The organism is Acinetobacter sp. YH12064 (assembly GCF_013419735.1).
GTDB lineage: Bacteria > Pseudomonadota > Gammaproteobacteria > Pseudomonadales > Moraxellaceae > Acinetobacter > Acinetobacter amyesii.
The window spans coordinates 147,095-167,427 of the sequence record NZ_VOZP01000005.1 but is presented as its reverse complement, the minus strand read 5'-3'; the positions used below and the strand labels follow the sequence as shown (position 1 = coordinate 167,427).

The window sequence follows — 20,333 nt, the reverse complement described above, 5'->3', positions numbered from 1 at the left end:
TTATCTTATTCATTTGCGTCTGCAGTATTAAATTTGGAGTTTTATAGGTGCCATTGGTAAATATTGGCGTTCAAATGCATGGTCTGATGGCTGTTTTGATGTGCATGTTCACATGACTCGCCATGAATATGAGCATGCTGCGCTGTATGACTTGTCGCCTTGGGCACATGATCTTTACGAATACAGCAGCCCTCTACATATTGGCTGCTGCCGTCCATATAAAACTCTTCTTTCCAGACCGGAACTTCATGCTTAACCCGCTCAACCGCTTCTTCGCAGGCAGCAAAAGCCTCACGTCGGTGCGGCGCATAGGCCATGGCGATAATGGCGGTGTCACCGACCTGCAGCGCGCCAATACGGTGTACAACCCGTAGATATGACACGCCGTATTTGGCTTGAACTTCCTGTTCAATTTGCCGGATCATTTTTTCAGCCACAGGCGCATAAGCGGTATATTTCAAAGCTTTTACCGCTTTGCCTTCATGGTGATTACGCACCGCGCCTATAAATACACCTATACCGCCGCATTCAGGAAATGCCTTAATGCTGTCAAAATCGGCTTGGCTGAATACCGTGTCTTGTATGCGTGAAATATGCTTGAGCTCCATATTCAGCCTCCCGCCACAGGTGACAACAGCACAACGGTACTGTCCTGCATCAATGCGGTTTGCCTTGGCACAATGTCTTCTCCCATAGCGCAGGCGCAGCGTTCAAGCATGTCGAATGACTGCGGAAATTGATCTGCGACCAGCAGCAAAACCTCTGCGATTGACTGCTGTTCGAAGCAAGTCAGACTCAAATTCTCTGGCAGCAGGCGTTCAATAGCGCCAAAAGATTCTATTTTGATGGTGATCTGACTCATCATTAACCTCCAATCATATGCATGCTGATTTTTCTAGATGGGCTGGATTGGGCAGTTATGGCATGAAAGCCTTGCTCCTTCTGCCAAATATAACTGCCTAATTTTTGCTGCAAAGCCATTGCATCGAGCGGCATTAACTCTGTTGTTTTACTGCTTTTCAGCTGCTGAATTTCATGGCTGAGATTTAAACCTTTTCGGGCAAACAGGCAGTTAAAAAACTCGCCTTGCGCATTCAGTCTCAAACGGTCGCAGCTGCCGCAAAAAGAATTGCTGATGGTTGAAATAATGCCTATAGGCAAGCCGTTGATTAAGTATGATCTGGCTGGCGATGTGCCTTGACCGTGCAGTGTTTGCACTTCAAAAACAGTATTGAGTTTATCCAGTATGTTTTGTTCGGTAACGACCGCAGCTTTAGACCAGTTTTGATCGCCATCCAGCGGCATAAACTCGATAAACCGTAGTTCGAAACCTTTTTGCAGCGCCCATTTTGCTAATGGAATGATTTGCTGTTCATTCAAGCCTTTGATTAACACGGAATTGATTTTGATTTCAAAGCCCGCTTGCTGAGCTGCTTCAATCCCATCTAATACAGGCTGTAATTGTTTTTGTGTCAGCTGGAAAAATTGCGCTTCATCCAAACTGTCTAAGCTGATATTTATGCCATCTAAGCCGGCTTGTTTTAAGGCCTGTGCATATTGCTTCAGATAATGTCCATTGGTTGTCATGGAAATACGTTTAAGGCCTAGCTTTCTCAACTGCTGCAGCTGTTGAATAAAATGCACAACGCCTTGACGCATGAGCGGTTCGCCGCCCGTGATCCGGATCTGATCAATCCCGAGCAGCACCATAAATTCACAAAAATTGTAAAGGGATTCAAAACTGAGAAGATTGTGCTTTTTCATCCATTCAGGATGTTCAGGCATGCAATAGACACATTTAAAATTACAGCGGTCTGTCACTGAAATGCGCAACTTGTGTTTTTCACGGCCAAACTGATCCTTAAAAATGGTCACTGGCTGTAATTGTGTCATGCTGTTCATGTTTATCTTCCATGGTGCTGTCATTTGCCCTGTCTTAGCTCAGTACAAATTTTGCGCCCTCTTTTCTTGCAGTAAAAATTGCAATAAGTGTTCCAACTTTGCGCTTTTTTGAATATTTATTTCAGAGGATTTGGTTTGTTTTTTGACACACAAAATCAATAACTTATAAATAACTAATAGCAATTAAAAATATAAATTGCCGTTGAGCCCATTATCTTAGGTATAAAAGCAGTCTGTTTTATCTCTAGATATCATGCTCAAAAGCTTCATATTGGCTGTAGATTTTCTCTCTGGGTTCAAAAACAGCACATTAGGCTCATTATTTGAAATGAAAGCTCCGCAAAAGGTACAGCTTTTAGAGAAAATTCAGCTGACGGTGCTGCTGCAGCTCATCTAGAGAGTTAATGCTGTGAAAAAAGAGTGCATTATTTTGAAAACGTGCAACTTGCATGTGCATTTTACTAAAACACCCCTTCAAACTGCGCTGTTTTTGATCAAGATGCACCTGCAGCATTGTGAGACTGCTTCGTTTCAGCAAACAAAATGGATACAGCGCTTTGCCATTAATTTCCACTACAGCTACTTCACACAAGGGATCCCGCTGCATGGCCTGATGCAATCTCGAAAGCACTTTCTTCGGGATATAGGTCACATCGCACGGGACAAACAAAACATAATCAGACTCAACATGTGACCACGCGCTTTTCATCCCCATCAATGGCCCTAAAAATCCGGCTTCATCATCTTGATAAAAGCGGATCGAGGGAATGAGCCGTTTATAAATCGAATGATCGCGATGGCTGTTGATCCAGACATTTTCAGCCCGTGATTTCAACTGCTGATGGATCTTAATCAGCTGAATTTCATTATCAAATTTTTGCAGCACTTTATTCATGCCGTTCATTCTGCGGGCCTGACCGCCCGCCAAAATAACCAAGTCTGTTTCTGGATAGCCTACTGATTTGGTGATTTTCTTCATCATTCTGCGTACTCCGTCTGACAGGCTTTAATTAAGCCTCGAATTTCTGATAAGCACGAACCGCAATTGCCGCCAGCCTTTAAACATGCAGTAACTTGTTTTTCATGGCTAATATTCTTTTCTTTAATGGTTTCGATAATGGTATTTTTACCGACTTTAAAGCAGCTGCAGACCAGCGGACCTGCACTGTTGGTCATGTTCATCGGCTGACCTGCAAGCAGCGCTTTGCGGTGCATTGCGCTTAGTCGTTCACGCTTAAACATGCCAGCAATCCAATCACGGTCTGGCAGCATAGAGCGTTGCGCAATATATAGACTGGCAATTAAATGCCCATCTTGCAGCACCACGGTATGACTCAAATCGGCAGTTTGATCTTCCAAATTCAGCCATTCAAAGCTTTCATCGGTATATGGCAGTAATGTTTTCAGCTGCTGAACCGTGTTTCTAAATTTTTTACGATCTGCCAACTCAAAACGTGTCGCTTTCGCTGTTTTAATTTTGGTCCACCACACCGTGTTTTGAATGGTGTTTTGCACCATTTGCTCAAAGCCGTCACGTACATACAGTACACCTTGCCACTGTGTATAAAACGGCTGTACAAATACAGGTGTATGTTTAAATTCAGGCTCACCAGATAGTGCATCGACCACAGGATTCACCACTTTGCCAATACGCGCATCCGATGCGACTTGGTCATTCCAATGAATTGGCGCAAAAATTTGACCGCGTCGAATTTTACTGCTGACCTGTGCACGTAAAATACATAAGCCCAAGTTAGATTTCACCTCAACCAGTTCACCATCTTTAACACCAAACTTCAGTGCATCTTGCGGGTGTATTTCACAAAATGGTTCGGCGATATGTGTACTCAAGTTTGCAGATAAACCCGTACGGCTCATGGTGTGCCATTGATCACGGATACGGCCAGTATTTAAAACCAGCGGATATTCGCCGCAAATCTTGTTCAAAGGGTCAATAGCGGTTGTTGCTACAAACTTAGCTTTGGCATCGGCATGGCTGAATTGGCCTGCTGCAAACAAACGGCTGACTGCATGAGCGCTCTGATCTAACTGCCAAACTGGCCATTGCACGGGCTTTAATTCAGCATAATCTTGTGCAGATAACTTACTTAAACCCTGCAAGTTAAAGTAGCGAAAAGACTCAGTGGTATCACGTTGATCTAAAGGCGCATTTTGATAAGCAGATAATTTTGCATGTTCAATAAATATGTCATAGCTGCTGCTGTAGTCAAAACCGCTATAACCCATCTTTTTCGCAACTTGTGCAATAGACCACCAGTCTGCTCTGGCTTCACCCGGCGCATCTAAAAAAGCAGTTTGACGTGAAATACGGCGTTCAGAATTGGTAACGGTTCCGTCTTTTTCACCCCAGCCCAATGCAGGTAAAAGCACATCTGCATATATTGCTGTGTCTGTGTCTTTGCAAATATCCGACACCACTACAAACTCGCATTGCTCTAAGGCACGTTTGACTTGATCTGCATCTGGCAAGCTAACTACAGGATTAGTAGCCATAATCCAGATGACTTTTATTTTGCCGCTTTCAACCGCCTGAAACAGATCAACCGCTTTTAATCCCGCTTTATTGGCAATAAATGGACTTTGCCAAAACGCTTGTACTAATGCCTGATGCGCTGTGTTATCGACATCTAAGTGCGCAGCCAGCATATTGGCTAAGCCGCCAACCTCGCGGCCACCCATTGCATTGGGCTGACCTGTCATAGAAAAAGGCGCTGCACCTAATTTTCCGATTTTGCCAGTCAGCAAATGGCAGTTAATAATACTGTTGGCTTTGTCTACACCGCGCGAAGACTGATTAACCCCCATCGAAAATAGCGACATAACTTTGTCAGTTTGCGCAAATTTTTCAAAAAATAGCTGTAATTTTTCTAAAGAAATACCTGTACGCTCCGCAACTGCTGTCATAGAAGCTTCTGTTTTACTTTGCTCCAGCGCTTGCGCCAAACCTTGAGTATGTTTGGTGATAAAATCTACATCACTATGATTATTTTGTACTAAATACTGCAGCAAACCGTTGAACAGTGCGACATCTTGCCCCGGTAAAATTGGCAAATGCAAATCTGCAGCCTCACAGGTACTGGTAAAGCGCGGATCAATGACCACCACGAACAAATCACGTTCTTCTTTGGCTTTCATAATGCGCTGATACAGCACGGGATGGCACCATGCTGTATTGGATCCGACCAGCACCACCATATCTGTATGCTCAAAGTCTTCATAGCTTGCTGGTACAAGGTCTTCACCAAATGCACGCTTATGTGCCGCCACAGCCGATGACATGCAAAGCCGTGAATTGGTGTCAATATTTGCAGTACCTAAATAGCCTTTGACAAATTTGTTAACGGCATAGTAATCCTCCGTCAGCAGTTGGCCCGACACATAAAAAGCGATGCTTTCACGTCCGTAAAGATCTATACATTGCTGAAATTTTTCGGCAATCAGTGCTGTTGCTGTGTTCCAATCTGTAGCCTGACGAGTATGAAATGGTGATGTTTGACGCCCAAGCATCGGCTGTAAAACACGTGTTTCTAATCCAATCGTATCGGCTAAGTTACTGCCTTTAATGCACAGCTTGCCATAGTTTGATGGATGGTTCGCATCGCCAGTCACGCTCACTTTTTGCCCTAAAGCTGTCTGTTCAACTGTTGCGCTCACGCCGCAGCCGACACCGCAATATGGACAAGTGGTTTGCGTTGTTTTAATTTTATTTTCTGTGGAGCTATGCAGTTCCACTATCGGGATGCTATTCACTTCTGCTGGCTCCTTTTCCAAACTTTTTTAAACACTTAACACGCTCAAATCGGTGTCTTTTCATTTACGTTTATATTTAAAGGTCAACATTCGGTTCGACCTACTTTTCTTTAGAGAAAAGTAGGCAAAACCATTGTCATCCGCTGAACTCGTCCACTACCGGCTTCTAACAGATGTATTGCAAATACATGACTATTCATCTGCAATCCTGCCTTAAACAACAGCGGATGACGTTATCGCGTATCCAATGAAGATTTAAATCTTGTATCTTTTTTTATCAGGGCGATTCCGTTACCCTGCTTTCTTTAATGCAAAATCCTTACCAAACAGCAATTTGTTTCGGATACTTGAAATTGGAGTTTGATCTGAAATCAATTCTGCATACCATGCCCCGTCTTCAGTATCGCCAAACAGCACAGCACCAATCACTCTATCTTTTTGAATAATAATGCGTTTATAGATTTGGCGTTTTTCATCATTCAAAATAATGTCTTCAAAATCATCCAACGGTTCAAAGTTACCTGCAGAAAAAACATCACAGCCGCTGACTTTTAACTGCGTCGGAACCGTAGGCGCTTTGAAGGTTAAGCTGCCATGTTCGGCCAAATGCGATGCACAAATGAATGCCTGTCCCCAAAGCGGTTCAACTAAACCGAAAGTTTGGCTTCGGTGTTCAATACATTCACCCACCGCATAAATACTCGGATCAAAAGTTTGCATGGTGTCATTCACCATGACACCGCGGCCGCAGCGCAGTCCTGCACTTTGCGCAAGCTCAATATTCGGACGAATACCCACCGCAAAAACCACAAGATCTGCATCTAAAACAGTACCGTCTTGCAAACGAAGCTGCTTCACATGGCCATCTTCACCCATCAACTCTTGGGTATTTGCTGCGGTCATGATTTTTATACCTTTTTGTTCAATCGCATGATTGAGCATTAAGCTGGCTTTTTCATCTAACTGACGGTCCATAATACGATCCATCAAATGCAGTACTGTGACATTCATGCCACGCTGTTTCAGGCCATACGCAGCCTCTAGGCCAAGTAAACCGCCGCCAATCACCACTGCATTTTGCTTAGATTTACAGTAATCCAGCATGCGGTTTACATCATAAATATCACGGAAGCTGAGAACACCTTTTAAGTCAGTTCCCGGTATTGGCGGAATAAACGGCTTAGAACCTGTCGCTAAAATCAGACGGTCATAATCGATGACCAAGCCTTTTTCTGTGTATACCTGCTTACGCGGACGGTCTATGCGTACCGCCGCATCACCTGCTACAAAACGGATATTTTTGTCTTTATACCAAGCATGTGAGTGCAGCATGATATCTTCAATGGTTTTATCACCTGAAAGCACAGGTGAAAGCATAATTCGGTTGTAATTACCCCAAGGTTCTTCGCCTATGACTGTAATTTCATAACGCTCTGGCGCCATATCCAGCAGATCTTCTAAGCAACGCATACCTGCTAAGCCATTGCCGACCATAACAAGTTTCATCAACTCAGACGATGGCGCGTTATTGGTAATATAGGTTTTTTGAGCAGTTGGACTAATCAGCACACGGCCATTTTCAATTTTGCTTGGAAAAACCAAGAGTTTTTGGTCTTTATCTTCTAAGCAGCGTCCAGTAGCAAGGCTGAAATGCTGTTTATAAATGGGTGATGCAACAACACGTTCACCCTGCAAGTCACCAATAATACCGCGGGACATAACATAGGCTTGGCTAAATGGGTCTTGATTGCTCAGTGCATAAACCCGCTTTTCTTCACCGACACGGAATATCGCAATTTGCTGATTTTCAATCAGTGCGCCCACACCTGTATTTGGCGTAATATCTTCTAATGCACAAACATCAAACCAGTCTAAATCATTCATTTCTTTTAAAATTGTCATATTCTTCATCCTTTTTTAAACTTCTTTTAGTTCACCATCTTTCGTTTCCGCTTTAACGAGAAACCGAATAAGGATGTAAATCAAATAAAAGAAGTTTTAAATTCGTTTTTCTCTTAAGCTTCAACCACTGGAATGCGTGACGAATCGCGTTCAGCTTCTGTTTTGGGTCTGATTTGACCGCGAACGGATGCAAACTGAATATGCGGATCATTTTGCTGTTCTGCTTTTGCATTCACGAAAGTCACAAAGCGTTTACGTACTTCAGGATCTTCTACAGCAGTACGCCATTCATCTTGATATGTACCCACAACATGGCTCATACGGCGTTCAAGTTCACCCGCTACGCCAAGCGAATCATTCACAACGACATCTTTCAGGTAATCTAAACCGCCTTCCATGTTGTCGCGCCATACAGAAGTACGCTGCAAACGGTCTGCTGTTTGAATGTAGAACATAAAGAAACGGTCAATGTATTTGATCAATGTTTGCGTATCTAAGTCAGAAGCCAATAATTCTGCATGACGCGGTTTCATACCGCCGTTACCGCATACATAAAGGTTCCAGCCCTTTTCTGTCGCAATCACGCCAACATCTTTACTTTGCGCCTCAGCACATTCACGGGTACAGCCCGACACAGCCATTTTCAGTTTGTGCGGTGAGCGAAGGCCTTTGTAGCGGTTCTCTAAAAAAATCGCCAAGCCGACTGAATCGTCCACGCCATAACGGCACCAAGTACTGCCGACACAAGATTTCACCGTACGCAGTGATTTGCCGTAGGCATGGCCAGACTCAAACCCAGCAGCAATCAATTTTTCCCAGATTTCAGGCAGTTGATGCACTTGTGCACCAAACATATCAACACGCTGACCGCCTGTAAGTTTGGTATATAGACCATATTCTTTGGCAATTTGACCCACGGCAATTAATCCATCCGGAGTAACTTCACCGCCCGCCATACGCGGTACAACCGAATATGAACCGTCTTTTTGAATATTGCCGAGGTAGTAGTCATTACTGTCTTGCAGGCCCGCATGGCTCGGTTTAAGTACAAAGTCATTCCAGCATGAAGCTAGGATATTGGCTGCCGTCGGTTTACAGATATCACAGCCTAAACCATGGCCATGCTGTTGAATCAGGTCATCAAAGGTTTTGATTTCGTTCACACGTACCAAGTGATAGAGCTCTTGGCGTGAATAAGCAAAGTGTTCACATAAATGGTTATTTACAGTTACACCTTGACGCTGAAGCTCCGATTTAAGTACTTGAGTGACTAATGGCGCACAGCCGCCGCAAGCTGTTGCAGCTTTAGTACATTTTTTCAATGCGCCTAAAGAGGTCGATCCGTCTGCAATGGCTGAACAAATATCTGCTTTAGAGACGTTGTTACATGAACAAATCGTTGCGCTGTCTGGCAGCAGATCGACACCGCTTCCGCCCGATTTACCTGCAGATTGTGCATAACCAGGCATGATTAGGCTTTCTGGGCTTTCTGGAACTTCTAAGCCATTCAGCATCATTTGCAGCAGGTCATTGTATTCTTTAGCACAGCCCACCAATACTGCACCTAGCAGCTTAGTTTTCTCTGCATTCACGACAATTTTTTTATAAACCTGAGCTGCTTCATCTGCATAGAAATAACTTAAAGAATTTGGTGTCATTGCATGCGCATCGCCAACAGATGCAACATCAACACCCATCAGTTTCAGCTTGGTGCTCATATCTGCACCAGCGAAAAGCGTGCAGTTTTGTTCCATCACATGCTTTGCTGCAATACGCGCCATGTCATAGCCCGGTGCAACTAAGCCATAAATTTTATTCTGCCAAAGCGCACATTCACCAATGGCATAAATGTCAGGGTTTGAAGTTTGGCAATAATCGTTAATCGCAATACCGCCACGTTCACCAATCGCTAGACCGCTTTGGCGCGCTAATTCATCGCGCGGGCGGATACCTGCAGAGAATAAGATGATATCGGTTTCCAGTTCAGAACCATCACCAAACTTCATCACGTGCTTCGCATTTGCACCATCTTCGATGCAAGATGTCGCTTTTTGCGTATGGACTTTAACACCTAGATTTTCAATTTTAGAGCGTAAAACTTTACCGCCTAGATCATCAATCTGAACTGCCATTAAGCGTGGTGCAAATTCAACAACATGGGTTTCTAAGTTTAAATCACGCAGCGCTTTTGCTGCTTCTAAACCCAATAAACCGCCGCCGATCACCACACCTGTTTTAGCATTGAAGCTTGCGGCACGGATGGCATCCAAGTCTTCAATGGTACGGTACACAAAGCAGTTTTCACGCTCATTGCCTGGAATTGGCGGCACAAATGCATATGAACCTGTTGCGAGCACCAGCTTGTCAAAAGAAAGAATATCACCGTGATTGGTCGTGACCGTTTTATTACGCTGATCAATTTCAACCGCTTTGGTGCTCAGGCGTAAATCTATACCGTATGCATCAGCAAAGTCGCTGCGGCACAGGGTTAAGTCTTTCGCTGACTTGCCGCTGAAGTATTCAGTTAAATGCACACGGTCATAAGCAAGACGCGGCTCTTCAGCTAAAATGGTTAATTCAACATCATCACCTGCGTGTTCCAGTACAGATTCGATAAACTTGTGGCCAACCATGCCATGACCAATCATGATGATTTTCATATTCTTTCTCCGTAATATTTTCTTTTGCACAGCCTAAGCCTCTATACGCTTAGGCTGCTATTTGTATTAGTTTTGAACTTCAGCTAGATTTCTTTCATTCACAGCTTGTTCAAATAAGCGCTGTTCTTTTTCTTTATGCTCTACAGAGAAGCGGATCATCAGTACACAGCTTGCAGCAATCACCACCAAACCGCCAAGCACCATCAGCGTGGTTTGAATATCCAACATGCCTTTAAGCAAGAATCCTGCAGCTACCGCACCAACGTTACCGCCTGCGCCGATAATGCCTGCCACGCCGCCTAAAGCATCACGGTCAATGAATGGCACCAAGGCATAGGTTGCGCCGCACGCCATATGGGTGAAGAGCGCAAAGACTGTCATGGCAAGAATGGCGAAGATTGGCGTGCTCATTTGCGAGAACAGTATTAAAAACAGTCCTTCTAGCAGAATCATCGCAAACAGAACTTTGGTACGGCCATCCAAGCCTTTGGTAGTCGCGACTTTGTCTGAAACAATGCCGCCGAGCGCGCGGGCAAACAGTGCCAATAGACCGAAGATCCCTGCTGCCATACCCGCTTCTTTTAATCCAAATTGGAAGTTGTCGACGTAATACAGCGCAATAATGTTGTGAATAAAGATTTCTATACCAAAGCAAGCTGCATAAGCGCCAAATAAAATCCATACGCGATAGTTACGTGCAGCGTGCATGAGAATGGCTACACCGCCTTTTTTATCTGAACCGACTGCAACGCCTTGTTCACGCAGTTCTTTAAAGTTGCCTTGCGGGCAGTCTTGGGTAAATTTCCAATACAGCGCGCCTACGATCAACATCATCACACCAGGAACGATTAACGCTATGCGCCAGCCCATCGCTTGCTCTACACCAAACATAACGAGTGCGCCAAGCAATAAAGGCATGAGGGCTTGAGTTGCACCGCCGCCGGCATTACCCCAGCCTGCTGTTGCCGCATTGGCTGTCCCCACCACATTAGGCGCAAACATAATGCTAGTGTGGTATTGCGTGATGACAAAGCTTGCGCCGATCGCACCGATCAGCAAGCGGAAGAAAAGAAAAGATTCATAGCTATTCGCAGATGCAACCCCAAAGACTGGGATGCTGCCGACAATTAATAATGCTGTATATGTTTTACGCGGGCCGTATTTATCACATAAAGGCCCAACGATCAGACGAACTAAAATGGTGATTGCAACCGCAGCAATATTAATATTAGCGATTTGGTCTTTTGTTAGATTAAATTCACCTGCAATCACTGGCATCAAAGGCGCACAGGCAAACCATGCAAAGAAGCAAACAAAGAATGCGAGCCAACTCATGTGGAAGGCCTGCATTGCTGCTGAAGAAAAATTAAATAGACTTATTTTTGTGGCTTTTTTGGCATTTAAATTTGAAGACATAACCTTCTCCTGACTGAACTGAACGCATGAATTACTCGGTTATGTCGCTAACACATAACAGAGTCGATCAGAACGGACGTCGTTGGCCGTCTAACAAATTTTTAGAGTCTTCATTGACTCAACAAGTATTAAGCACGAGCCATGCCAAGTTTTTATTTTCGACTTCAATTCATCTTTACATTGCGGCTTTGAACGCCGACTTGTCAGAAATTAAGCGAATTAAGGTAAATAGATAGTCAATGTGCCTATAGAGATGCAGCTAAATGTTCAAGCGTGGTTCAGCCCTGCACAAGATCAGTGCATGGAAATGGTTCAATTTAAAAATGCGCACATAACTATGCTCAAACATAGAAGCAGATTTATATTTTGTATTGCCTTTAGATTTGGCATTTAATTTGCTTAGCAAGCTCAATACGTATTTGTTTGGCTCTGTCTGAGCGTTTGCATGCCAAAACTAAAAATAGCCCTGATTGATGATGATCAAGAACGCGCTGAATTTATTCAAGCCTCATTAATTCAGCATGACTTTGATGTGGTCGCCAGTTTTATGATTGATCATTTAAATATGTCATATCTGCAAAATATTCAGGCAGATGTGATTTTATTGGATATGGATCATCCGCATCGCGATGTCATTGAAAGCTGTGTCAGCCAATTTGACTTACCGACTGTTCTATTCACTAAAAATTCGAGTCTCGAAATTATCCGAAGCGCGATTGATGCGGGTGTGACAGCATATATTGTCGATGGTATTGACCCTGCACGTTTGAATAGCATTTTAGAAATTTCGATTGAACAATATAAAAAGCATAAAAAACTACTGAATGATTTGGCTGAAACCAAGTGCAAACTGGCCGATCGAAAAGATATTGAAAAAGCCAAAGTGCTTTTAATACAAATGCATGGTTTAACCGAAGATCAAGCATTTAATTTACTGAGAAAAAATGCCATGAGTCACCGTATGACAATGGGTGAAATGGCGCGTCGGCTGCTTGATGCGCAAGCGTTGTTACAGTCTCAATTTAAGGAATAAACCATGCAAAAGCTTGAAAAAACAGATATTCAATTGGGCTATATTCCTTTACTCGACTGTGTTGCTTTGCTCTGGGCAGAACATCAAGGATATTTTGCTGAACAAGGGTTAAATGTCACACTGACTCAAGAACCGTCTTGGGCAAGTTTACGCGACCGTCTAGCTTTTGGTTTTTTAGATGCTGCCCATTGCTTATCGGCCATGCTGCCTGCGTCTGTGACGGGTAAAGACCATCTCGGCATTCCCTTACAAACCTCTCTTACACTCAGTACTAATTGTGCTTATATTAGTTTGAGTCAAAAGCTGTGCTATGAATTAAATATCCATGCTTTGGATCTTCCAAAAAATTCAGCAGAGAAAATCGTATCTGCGGTAAAACAGAATCAAACGATTCAGTTGGCGCATGTTTTTCAGCATTCGATTCATCATTATATTCTAAGAGAATGGCTGGCACTTGCAGACACAGAAATTGCTCAAACGCAAACGTTTTCAACTTTACCACCGCCTTATATGGTCGAAGCAATATCAACGCAACGAATTGATGTATTCTGTGTCGGAGAGCCGTGGAATACGCAAGCTGAAATACAAGGCTATAGTCGTATTATCGTCAATAGCCAAGATATTATTGATCATATTCCAGATAAAGTTTTGGCTTTTACCCATGATTGGGCAGAAAAACATCCTAATACCTTAAACGCAATCAATCTTGCCATCCAAAAAGCCCAAAACGATCTGCTTCAACAAACGCATTTTTCTGAAATATTTTCTTTGTTAAAGCAATATCACATCATCCGTTTTGATTGTTCTGAGCAGATTCACGTCGAGGCTTTTCATCGGATCAAAAGAATCATTCAAAATTTTGGCAAGAGCCAAGCGCCACAAACGTCAGATTTTGAATGGATGATTCAAAAAATGCAGCAATATGATCAATTGAATATTGAAGATGAAAAGGTTTTTGAAATAGCTCAGTCTTGTATTTATCAGGATGCTTTGGGCTGAAGTGATTGATATTCCATAAGACCCTATCATCTGAATAATGGATCTTGTGTTACATCGACCATGAAACCTTGACTTAGTTATGCATCTGCATCGATGGCGCGCAGATCGATATTTTCTTCAACAAAGACTTCACGAATGCAATCCAGTATCTTTGGAATGTAATTACTATGATCCATATTGCGCACCGACAAAGAGATTGGACTATAGGCTTCCAAATCTAAGATTGGGATATACATCAAATTTTTCATGCCAATATCACTGGCACTTTCAGGGATCAGAGAAATACCCTCTCCCGACGCCACCAAGCCCAAAGCCATATGAATTTCACGCACTTCGGTTAAATGTTTAGGTACAAGTCCTAATTCGGTAAAAATGGATTGGATAAGGGTAGAAAAATTCGGTTTAGGTGTTGTTGGATAGGCAAAAATTGGTTCATCTAAAATTTGAGAAAGATAAATGCCTTTGTCTTTAAATTCAGCCAAATGATGATTTTTATGAATAGCTAAACGTAGCGCTTCTTTTCTTAATAAAACACGTTTAATGGACGGATCGGTTAATCGAAGTCGTCCAAAACCAATATCGATTCGACCGGTTTTTAAGGCTTCAATCTGATCGCGTGTACCACATTCTATGAGTTCAACATGAATATCTGGGTTACGTTGTCGAAATAGATAAATAATTTGCGGCAATAATGCGTATAAAAGCGAACTGACATAACCAATGCGGACAGTTTTATCGACGGCATTAATCCGTTGTGCCATGGTTGTGGCCTGGGCGGTATGCGTCAATATCTGCACAGCATGCTCATAAAAGAACATACCTGCTTCTGTGGTTTTCACGGGTCTAGAACCACGCTCAAACAAGGTAATCCCCAGCTCTTCTTCAAGTTTTTGAATTTGGCGGCTCAAAGGCGGCTGAGCAATACATAATTTTTCTGCTGCCTTGGTAATACTTTGCTCTTCAACCACGGTGACAAAGTAACGTAAGTGCCTTAATTCCATTTATATACCTTTTAAGTATCTAAAAATACCAAAATCGCTCTAGTTAAAGATATTACATTAAATTAGGGTATATAAATAGTTGGATAGATAAGAAATACGCAAGATGTATAAGTCGATTGAAACCCTGCTCGTGGAAATCCCAACAATCCGTCCGCACAAGATGGCTGTTGCAACCATGCAAACGCAAACCCTTGTTTTGATTAAAATCACTACCGAAGATGGTTATATCGGTTGGGGTGAAGCGACGACGATTGGCGGTCTAGGCTATGGTGAAGAAAGCCCTGAAAGCATTCGTACCAATATTGAAACTTATTTTAGTCCTTTACTGAAAACCCTCACTGGTTTGAATGTTGCTCAAACCATGCAAGCCATTAAACGTAATATTAACGGCAATCGCTTTGCTAAATGTGCCATTCAAACGGCGCTACTCGATATTTTGGCGCAGCGTTTAAATTTGCCTTTAAGCGAAGTATTGGGCGGGCGCTTACGTGACAGCTTACCTGTTCTTTGGGTACTTGCGTCTGGCAATACAGAAAAAGACATTGCCGAAGCACAAAAAATGATTGCGGCAAAACGACATAATATTTTCAAACTTAAAATCGGTTCACGCCCCGTTGAAGCTGATGTTGAGCATGTATTAGCCATAAAAAAAGCGTTAGGTTCGGACATTTCTATTCGTGTGGATGTCAACCGTGCATGGTCTGAACTAGATGCCATTAAAGGCATTCAATTGTTACAAGATGGTGGTGTTGATCTGATTGAGCAGCCTTGCGCGATCGATAACATTGACGCGATGCGCCGTTTAACTCGTCGTTTTGATATAGCCATTATGGCAGATGAATCACTGATGGGTCCGCAAACGGCATATCAACTTGCGCGGCACAATTCTGCATCTGTTTTTGCAGTCAAAGTTGCACAGTCTGGCGGTTTAATCGAAGGCTGTGAGGTTTCTAAAATCGCCAAACTTGCGGGTATCGATTTATATGGTGGAACCATGCTTGAAGGCCCTGTGGGCACTATTGCATCGGCACATGCATTTTCTACATTTGACAATTTAGCTTATGGCACAGAGCTTTTTGGTCCATTGCTGCTAACTGAAGAAATTTTAAAAACCCCACTTCAATATCAAGATTTCGAACTCAAGATTCCGACCACAGCGGGTTTAGGGATTGAAATTGATGAAAACAAAATTGATGACTTACGTCGCAAATAACATTTAGCTAGGAGTGAGAAATGCTTTTCCAAGTACGCATGGATGTCAATATTCCATTAGATATGCCAGTCGAAAAAGCCAATGAAATTAAAGCTGTAGAAAAAGCTTATTCACAAGATCTACAACGTAAAGGCAAATGGCGTCATATCTGGCGCATTACCGGTCAATATTCAAATATCAGTATTTTTGATGTTGAAAGCAATGAAGAGCTACACAACATTTTACAAGGATTGCCCCTTTACCCGTATATGAATATTGAAGTTATGGCTTTAAATCGTCATCCTTCTTCTGTTCGTAGTGATGACAGCTGATGCGATTGGATTCCAATTGTGTAGCACATAGTTGGAATCCATTTTCTGCATTTTTAAGTTTGTAAATATTTGAAATAAAAGATTATCTGCCTTGCATGACTGAAGTGGTTAGTCAGGTAAATAGTTTTATCGTTCTTGATGAAGGATCGTAGCATGATTGATAAAAGTACCGCTTCCTTAACAGAAGCACTTTCTCAAATTAAGGATGGATCAACCATTATGATTGGCGGTTTCGGTACGGCTGGTCAGCCTGCTGAACTGATTGATGGATTGATAGAACTTGGCATCAAAGATCTCATCATCGTCAACAACAATGCAGGTAATGGTGACTATGGACTGGCTAAATTACTCAAAGCTGGTGCTGTCCGTAAGATGATTTGTTCTTTCCCTCGCCAATCCGACTCTTGGGTGTTCGATGAATTATATCGTGCAGGAAAGATAGAACTTGAGCTTGTACCACAAGGTAATTTGGCTTGCCGTATTCAGGCTGCAGGTATGGGGTTGGGTCCAATTTATACACCAACTGGTTTCGGTACGTTGCTGGCAGAAGGCAAACCTACACTCAATTATGAAGGCAAAGATTTTGTCCTCGAAAATCCAATTAAAGCTGATTTTGCTTTAATCAAAGCACATCAGGGCGACCGCTGGGGCAACTTGGTTTACAACAAATCAGCGCGTAATTTTGGCCCCATTATGGCCATGGCGGCAGATGTGACGATTGCTCAAGTCTCAGAAGTGGTTGAACTTGGTGCATTGGACCCAGAGCACATTATTACCCCTGGCATTTTTGTACAACATGTTGTGGCTGTTCAACCTGCACAGCTTGAGCAATCTGCATAAATCACGTGAGGAAAGAACCATGAGCTATACCAAATTAACCCGTGATCAAATTGCAGAACGTGTTGCACAAGATATTCCAGATGGTGCTTATGTCAATTTAGGCATTGGCTTACCCACTAAAATTTCAAATTATTTACCAACAGATAAAGATGTTTTTCTACATTCAGAAAATGGCCTTTTAGCGTTTGGTCCTCCTCCGGCTAAAGGCGAAGAAGACCCTGAATTAATTAATGCAGGAAAAGAGTTTGTCACCATGCAAACGGGCGGCTGCTTTTTTCACCATGGCGACTCTTTTGCCATGATGCGTGGCGGTCATTTAGATATTGCAGTACTAGGCGCTTTTCAGGTTGCCCAAAATGGTGACTTGGCAAATTGGCATACTGGTGCGCCAGATGCAATTCCTGCTGTAGGTGGTGCAATGGATTTGGCTGTTGGGGCGAAAAAAGTCTTTATTACTACAGACCATGTGACCAAAAAAGGTGAACCGAAAATTGTCGCTGAGTTGTCATATCCTGCCACAGGCCTGCAATGTGTCGATCGTATTTACACAGATTTGTGCGTCATTGATGTGACGATTGAAGGTTTGAAAGTGATTGAAAAAGTCGAGGGCTTGAGCTTTGACGAATTACAGTCAATGACAGGTGCGAAGCTGATTGATGCGACAGCTTAAAGCAAAAAGTCCCTCCTTGATTAAAGGAGGGATTTAGGGAGGATTAATTTAAAAAATTAACTTCCTGTAAATCCCTCCCAACCTCCCGTTAAAAGGGAGGAGCTGAGTTTTTTAGGATTTATAAAATGAAAAATGCCTATATTATTGATGCAATCCGTACACCTTTCGGTCGCTATGCGGGCGGTTTAGCAGCAGTACGTACCGACGACCTAGGTGCCTTACCTATTAAGGCACTGATGCAGCGAAATCCAAGTATTGCTTGGGAGTCTGTCGATGACGTGATTTACGGCTGTGCGAACCAAGCCGGTGAAGATAACCGTAATGTTGCACGAATGTCGTCGCTACTTGCAGGTGTACCTTTTCAAGTTCCTGCTACAACTGTAAACCGACTTTGTGGTTCATCACTTGATGCAATTGCGATGGCAGCCCGTGCAATTAAGGCAAATGAAGCAGACTTAATTATTGCCGGTGGTGTAGAAAGTATGTCCCGTGCGCCCTTTGTTATGGGTAAATCGGAAAGTGCTTATGGACGCAGCCAAAAGATTGAAGACACCACCATGGGCTGGCGTTTTATCAATCCAATACTCAAACAAATGTATGGCGTGGAAACCATGCCTCAAACTGCTGAAAATGTGGCAGAACAATTCAATATTAACCGTGCTGATCAAGATGCTTTTGCCTTAGAAAGTCAGCGCCGTACAGCTGCTGCACAAGCCAATGGTTTTTTTGAGAAAGAAATCATCTCTGTAATCATTCCACAGCGTAAAGGCGACCCACTGATAGTCGATACAGATGAGCATCCACGCGCATCGACGACAGCAGAAGGCTTAGCAAAACTCAAACCTGTGGTGAAAGCAGATGGTACGGTAACTGCGGGCAATGCTTCAGGGATCAATGATGGTGCGGCTGCACTACTGATTGCTTCAGATGATGCTGTTAACAAATTTAAGTTAAAGCCACGAGCCAAAATTATTGCGGCAACGGTGGTGGGTGTTGAACCCAAAATCATGGGCTTTGGTCCTGCGCCTGCCATCAAAAAGCTATTAGCTCAAACAGGTCTAAGCCTTGAACAAATGGATGTGATCGAGCTGAATGAAGCTTTTGCGGCTCAAGCCTTAGCGGTTACCCGTGAACTAGGTTTAGAAGATGGCGCTAAACATGTCAATCCAAACGGTGGCGCTATTGCTTTGGGGCATCCTTTAGGTGCATCTGGAGCTCGTTTAGTGACGACTGCGTTAAATCAACTTGAGGCAATTTCAGGTCAATATGCCCTCTGTTCGATGTGCATTGGTGTCGGTCAAGGCATCGCTTTGATTATTGAACGTGTTTAATCCTCAATAAAAGTCCTCCTTCTTATAGGGGGATTTAGGGGATTTATAAAATTAAGGATTCAAAATATGCCTACATTCATATCCAATGATGCTTTGATTAATTACGCAACTTTTGGTGACCACACACAACCTGCGATTGTCTTTTCTAATTCTTTAGGCACAAAGTTCAGCATGTGGAAGCCTCAGATAGAGGCGCTGCAGCAGGATTATTTTGTCATTTGTTATGATACACGTGGTCATGGTGCATCTTCTGCCCCTCAAGGGCCTTATAGCCTTGATAAATTGGGTACAGATGTCATCCATTTATTGGATCATTTAAATATTCAACAGGCCACATTTTGTGGAATATCGATGGGTGGTTTAACAGGTCAATGGCTTGCAATACATCATCCTGAACGCTTTAACCATGTCATTGTATGCAATACCGCTGCAAAAATTGGGCAAGAATCAGCTTGGAATGAACGTGCACAGTTAGTCCGTCAACAAGGTCTGAAACCAATTGCAGAAACGGCAGCATCACGATGGTTTACAGAACCCTTTATCCAAAGTAACACGGCAACTGTACAATCTTTGAGTAACGACCTCGGAGCTGGCAGCCCAGAAGGTTATGCAAGTTGTTGTGAAGCTTTGGCTAAAGCGGATTTACGCAATGAAATCTCGTCTATTCACGTACCTGTATTAATTATTGCAGGTCAACAAGACCCCGTAACCACAGTTGCAGATGGTCAATTTATGCAAGAACACATTGCAAATAGCCAATTATTTGAAATTAATGCATCGCATATTTCAAACATTGAACAGCCAGATGCATTTAATCAGGCTTTGCAGAATTTTATACAGCAATAATAAGCAGCTGAACAAATTCAATGTAATGTTATTAAAATAGAGCCTTACCATTGTGCAGGGCTTTATTTCGTTTGAAGACTTATACTCTCGCTAATGGAGGTGGTATCGATGATCTTGCTGTGCAATTAGTAGACTTGAAAAATAGGCATATAAATGCTTATTGCCTGCAGCATTGCGGAAATTGGTTTGTGGATTCCAGAATTTTAAAGTTATAGCTTAAAGAAAAAATATCAAGGCGCAAAAGTATGGACATCTCTTTCATACGAAAAAATAAAGACCGTATTGCAGGCCCAAGCTTTAATGAATAATTATACTTTATCTAGAAAATTAACATTAAAAGCACTCCATAAATGAATATTGATATTGAAAAAGACCGAAGTATTGGAGTCCTTCGGTCTAAACTTTTAACTCCACTCATTCCACATAGGCGTTTAAGCC

17 protein-coding genes are annotated in these 20,333 nt (G+C 42.8%); 8 read left to right on the top strand and 9 right to left on the bottom strand.

Annotated elements, in window-relative coordinates; all coding sequences use genetic code 11:
- Positions 1 to 41: 41 nt before the first annotated feature.
- The 8 genes from FTU13_RS06865 to FTU13_RS06830 form a co-directional block, all read right to left on the bottom strand.
- Positions 42 to 608: a molybdenum cofactor biosynthesis protein MoaE gene (locus tag FTU13_RS06865; protein ID WP_180127572.1), complete on the bottom strand. Its 567-nt coding sequence runs from the start codon at positions 606 to 608 to the stop codon at positions 42 to 44.
- A gap of 2 nt (positions 609 to 610) precedes the next feature.
- A complete protein-coding gene (locus FTU13_RS06860; RefSeq protein ID WP_180127574.1) occupies positions 611 to 862 on the bottom strand; it encodes a MoaD/ThiS family protein in 252 nt (83 codons plus the stop codon).
- A gap of 2 nt (positions 863 to 864) precedes the next feature.
- Complete coding sequence (gene moaA / locus FTU13_RS06855; RefSeq protein WP_180127576.1) at positions 865 to 1,902, bottom strand: GTP 3',8-cyclase MoaA; 1,038 nt, start codon at positions 1,900 to 1,902, stop codon at positions 865 to 867.
- A gap of 355 nt (positions 1,903 to 2,257) precedes the next feature.
- Complete coding sequence (locus FTU13_RS06850) at positions 2,258 to 2,881, bottom strand: molybdenum cofactor guanylyltransferase (RefSeq protein WP_373423882.1); 624 nt, start codon at positions 2,879 to 2,881, stop codon at positions 2,258 to 2,260.
- Complete coding sequence (locus tag FTU13_RS06845) at positions 2,881 to 5,673, bottom strand: nitrate reductase (RefSeq protein ID WP_180127578.1); 2,793 nt, start codon at positions 5,671 to 5,673, stop codon at positions 2,881 to 2,883. Before FTU13_RS06845 ends, FTU13_RS06850 begins: the two co-directional genes overlap by 1 nt.
- A 291-nt stretch (positions 5,674 to 5,964) precedes the next feature.
- A complete protein-coding gene (gene nirD, locus FTU13_RS06840; protein ID WP_180127580.1) occupies positions 5,965 to 7,575 on the bottom strand; it encodes a nitrite reductase small subunit NirD in 1,611 nt (536 codons plus the stop codon).
- Between the two features lie 113 nt (positions 7,576 to 7,688).
- Positions 7,689 to 10,235 carry a nitrite reductase large subunit NirB gene (gene nirB, locus FTU13_RS06835; protein WP_218955134.1) on the bottom strand — a complete coding sequence of 849 codons (2,547 nt, stop codon included), beginning with the start codon at positions 10,233 to 10,235 and terminating at the stop codon, positions 7,689 to 7,691.
- Between the two features lie 66 nt (positions 10,236 to 10,301).
- Entirely contained in the window at positions 10,302 to 11,651 is a 1,350-nt protein-coding gene (locus tag FTU13_RS06830; protein WP_180127582.1) for an MFS transporter, read from the bottom strand.
- Positions 11,652 to 12,096: 445 nt separating this feature from the next.
- On the opposite strand from FTU13_RS06830, the gene FTU13_RS06825 reads away from it, so the two are divergent.
- Together FTU13_RS06825 and FTU13_RS06820 are read left to right on the top strand one after the other, a co-directional pair.
- The gene (locus FTU13_RS06825) at positions 12,097 to 12,684 is read left to right on the top strand and encodes an ANTAR domain-containing response regulator (RefSeq protein WP_078190882.1); all 588 of its coding nucleotides are present in this window, start codon (positions 12,097 to 12,099) and stop codon (positions 12,682 to 12,684) included.
- A gap of 3 nt (positions 12,685 to 12,687) precedes the next feature.
- On the top strand, positions 12,688 to 13,683 hold the full coding sequence (locus FTU13_RS06820) for an ABC transporter substrate-binding protein (RefSeq protein WP_180161102.1): 996 nt from the start codon (positions 12,688 to 12,690) through the stop codon (positions 13,681 to 13,683).
- Positions 13,684 to 13,760: 77 nt separating this feature from the next.
- Here FTU13_RS06820 and catM read toward each other — a convergent pair whose 3' ends face one another.
- Positions 13,761 to 14,684 carry a cis,cis-muconate-binding transcription regulator CatM gene (gene catM, locus FTU13_RS06815; protein WP_180023667.1) on the bottom strand — a complete coding sequence of 308 codons (924 nt, stop codon included), beginning with the start codon at positions 14,682 to 14,684 and terminating at the stop codon, positions 13,761 to 13,763.
- Positions 14,685 to 14,787: 103 nt separating this feature from the next.
- Here catM and FTU13_RS06810 point away from each other — a divergent pair, with 103 nt between their 5' ends.
- From FTU13_RS06810 to pcaD, 6 genes are all read left to right on the top strand, one after another.
- Positions 14,788 to 15,897 carry a muconate/chloromuconate family cycloisomerase gene (locus FTU13_RS06810; protein WP_180023666.1) on the top strand — a complete coding sequence of 370 codons (1,110 nt, stop codon included), beginning with the start codon at positions 14,788 to 14,790 and terminating at the stop codon, positions 15,895 to 15,897.
- Positions 15,898 to 15,917: 20 nt separating this feature from the next.
- Positions 15,918 to 16,208 (top strand): muconolactone Delta-isomerase, encoded by a 291-nt coding sequence (gene catC / locus FTU13_RS06805; RefSeq protein ID WP_180084991.1) that lies wholly within the window; start codon positions 15,918 to 15,920, stop codon positions 16,206 to 16,208.
- Positions 16,209 to 16,361: 153 nt separating this feature from the next.
- Entirely contained in the window at positions 16,362 to 17,048 is a 687-nt protein-coding gene (locus tag FTU13_RS06800; RefSeq protein WP_078193765.1) for a 3-oxoacid CoA-transferase subunit A, read from the top strand.
- A 19-nt stretch (positions 17,049 to 17,067) separates the two neighbouring features.
- A complete protein-coding gene (locus FTU13_RS06795; RefSeq protein WP_180127586.1) occupies positions 17,068 to 17,718 on the top strand; it encodes a 3-oxoacid CoA-transferase subunit B in 651 nt (216 codons plus the stop codon).
- A 125-nt stretch (positions 17,719 to 17,843) separates the two neighbouring features.
- Entirely contained in the window at positions 17,844 to 19,049 is a 1,206-nt protein-coding gene (pcaF, locus tag FTU13_RS06790; RefSeq protein WP_180054759.1) for a 3-oxoadipyl-CoA thiolase, read from the top strand.
- A 66-nt stretch (positions 19,050 to 19,115) separates the two neighbouring features.
- Complete coding sequence (pcaD, locus tag FTU13_RS06785; RefSeq protein WP_180127588.1) at positions 19,116 to 19,895, top strand: 3-oxoadipate enol-lactonase; 780 nt, start codon at positions 19,116 to 19,118, stop codon at positions 19,893 to 19,895.
- Positions 19,896 to 20,333 lie beyond the last annotated feature (438 nt).

Excerpts from the sequence above, each read along its gene's own strand:
- FTU13_RS06850 (WP_373423882.1), bottom strand. The coding sequence starts at position 2,881 with ATGAAGAAAATCACCAAATCAGTAGGCTATCCAGAAACAGACTTGGTT.
- FTU13_RS06800 (WP_078193765.1), top strand. The coding sequence starts at position 16,362 with ATGATTGATAAAAGTACCGCTTCCTTAACAGAAGCACTTTCTCAAATT.
- FTU13_RS06825 (WP_078190882.1), top strand. The coding sequence starts at position 12,097 with ATGCCAAAACTAAAAATAGCCCTGATTGATGATGATCAAGAACGCGCT.
- pcaD (WP_180127588.1), top strand. The coding sequence starts at position 19,116 with ATGCCTACATTCATATCCAATGATGCTTTGATTAATTACGCAACTTTT.
- FTU13_RS06830 (WP_180127582.1), bottom strand. The coding sequence starts at position 11,651 with ATGTCTTCAAATTTAAATGCCAAAAAAGCCACAAAAATAAGTCTATTT.
- pcaF (WP_180054759.1), top strand. The coding sequence starts at position 17,844 with ATGAAAAATGCCTATATTATTGATGCAATCCGTACACCTTTCGGTCGC.
- FTU13_RS06810 (WP_180023666.1), top strand. The coding sequence starts at position 14,788 with ATGTATAAGTCGATTGAAACCCTGCTCGTGGAAATCCCAACAATCCGT.
- catC (WP_180084991.1), top strand. The coding sequence starts at position 15,918 with ATGCTTTTCCAAGTACGCATGGATGTCAATATTCCATTAGATATGCCA.
- catM (WP_180023667.1), bottom strand. The coding sequence starts at position 14,684 with ATGGAATTAAGGCACTTACGTTACTTTGTCACCGTGGTTGAAGAGCAA.
- FTU13_RS06860 (WP_180127574.1), bottom strand. The coding sequence starts at position 862 with ATGAGTCAGATCACCATCAAAATAGAATCTTTTGGCGCTATTGAACGC.
- nirD (WP_180127580.1), bottom strand. The coding sequence starts at position 7,575 with ATGACAATTTTAAAAGAAATGAATGATTTAGACTGGTTTGATGTTTGT.
- FTU13_RS06865 (WP_180127572.1), bottom strand. The coding sequence starts at position 608 with ATGGAGCTCAAGCATATTTCACGCATACAAGACACGGTATTCAGCCAA.
- nirB (WP_218955134.1), bottom strand. The coding sequence starts at position 10,235 with ATGAAAATCATCATGATTGGTCATGGCATGGTTGGCCACAAGTTTATC.
- moaA (WP_180127576.1), bottom strand. The coding sequence starts at position 1,902 with ATGAACAGCATGACACAATTACAGCCAGTGACCATTTTTAAGGATCAG.
- FTU13_RS06820 (WP_180161102.1), top strand. The coding sequence starts at position 12,688 with ATGCAAAAGCTTGAAAAAACAGATATTCAATTGGGCTATATTCCTTTA.
- FTU13_RS06795 (WP_180127586.1), top strand. The coding sequence starts at position 17,068 with ATGAGCTATACCAAATTAACCCGTGATCAAATTGCAGAACGTGTTGCA.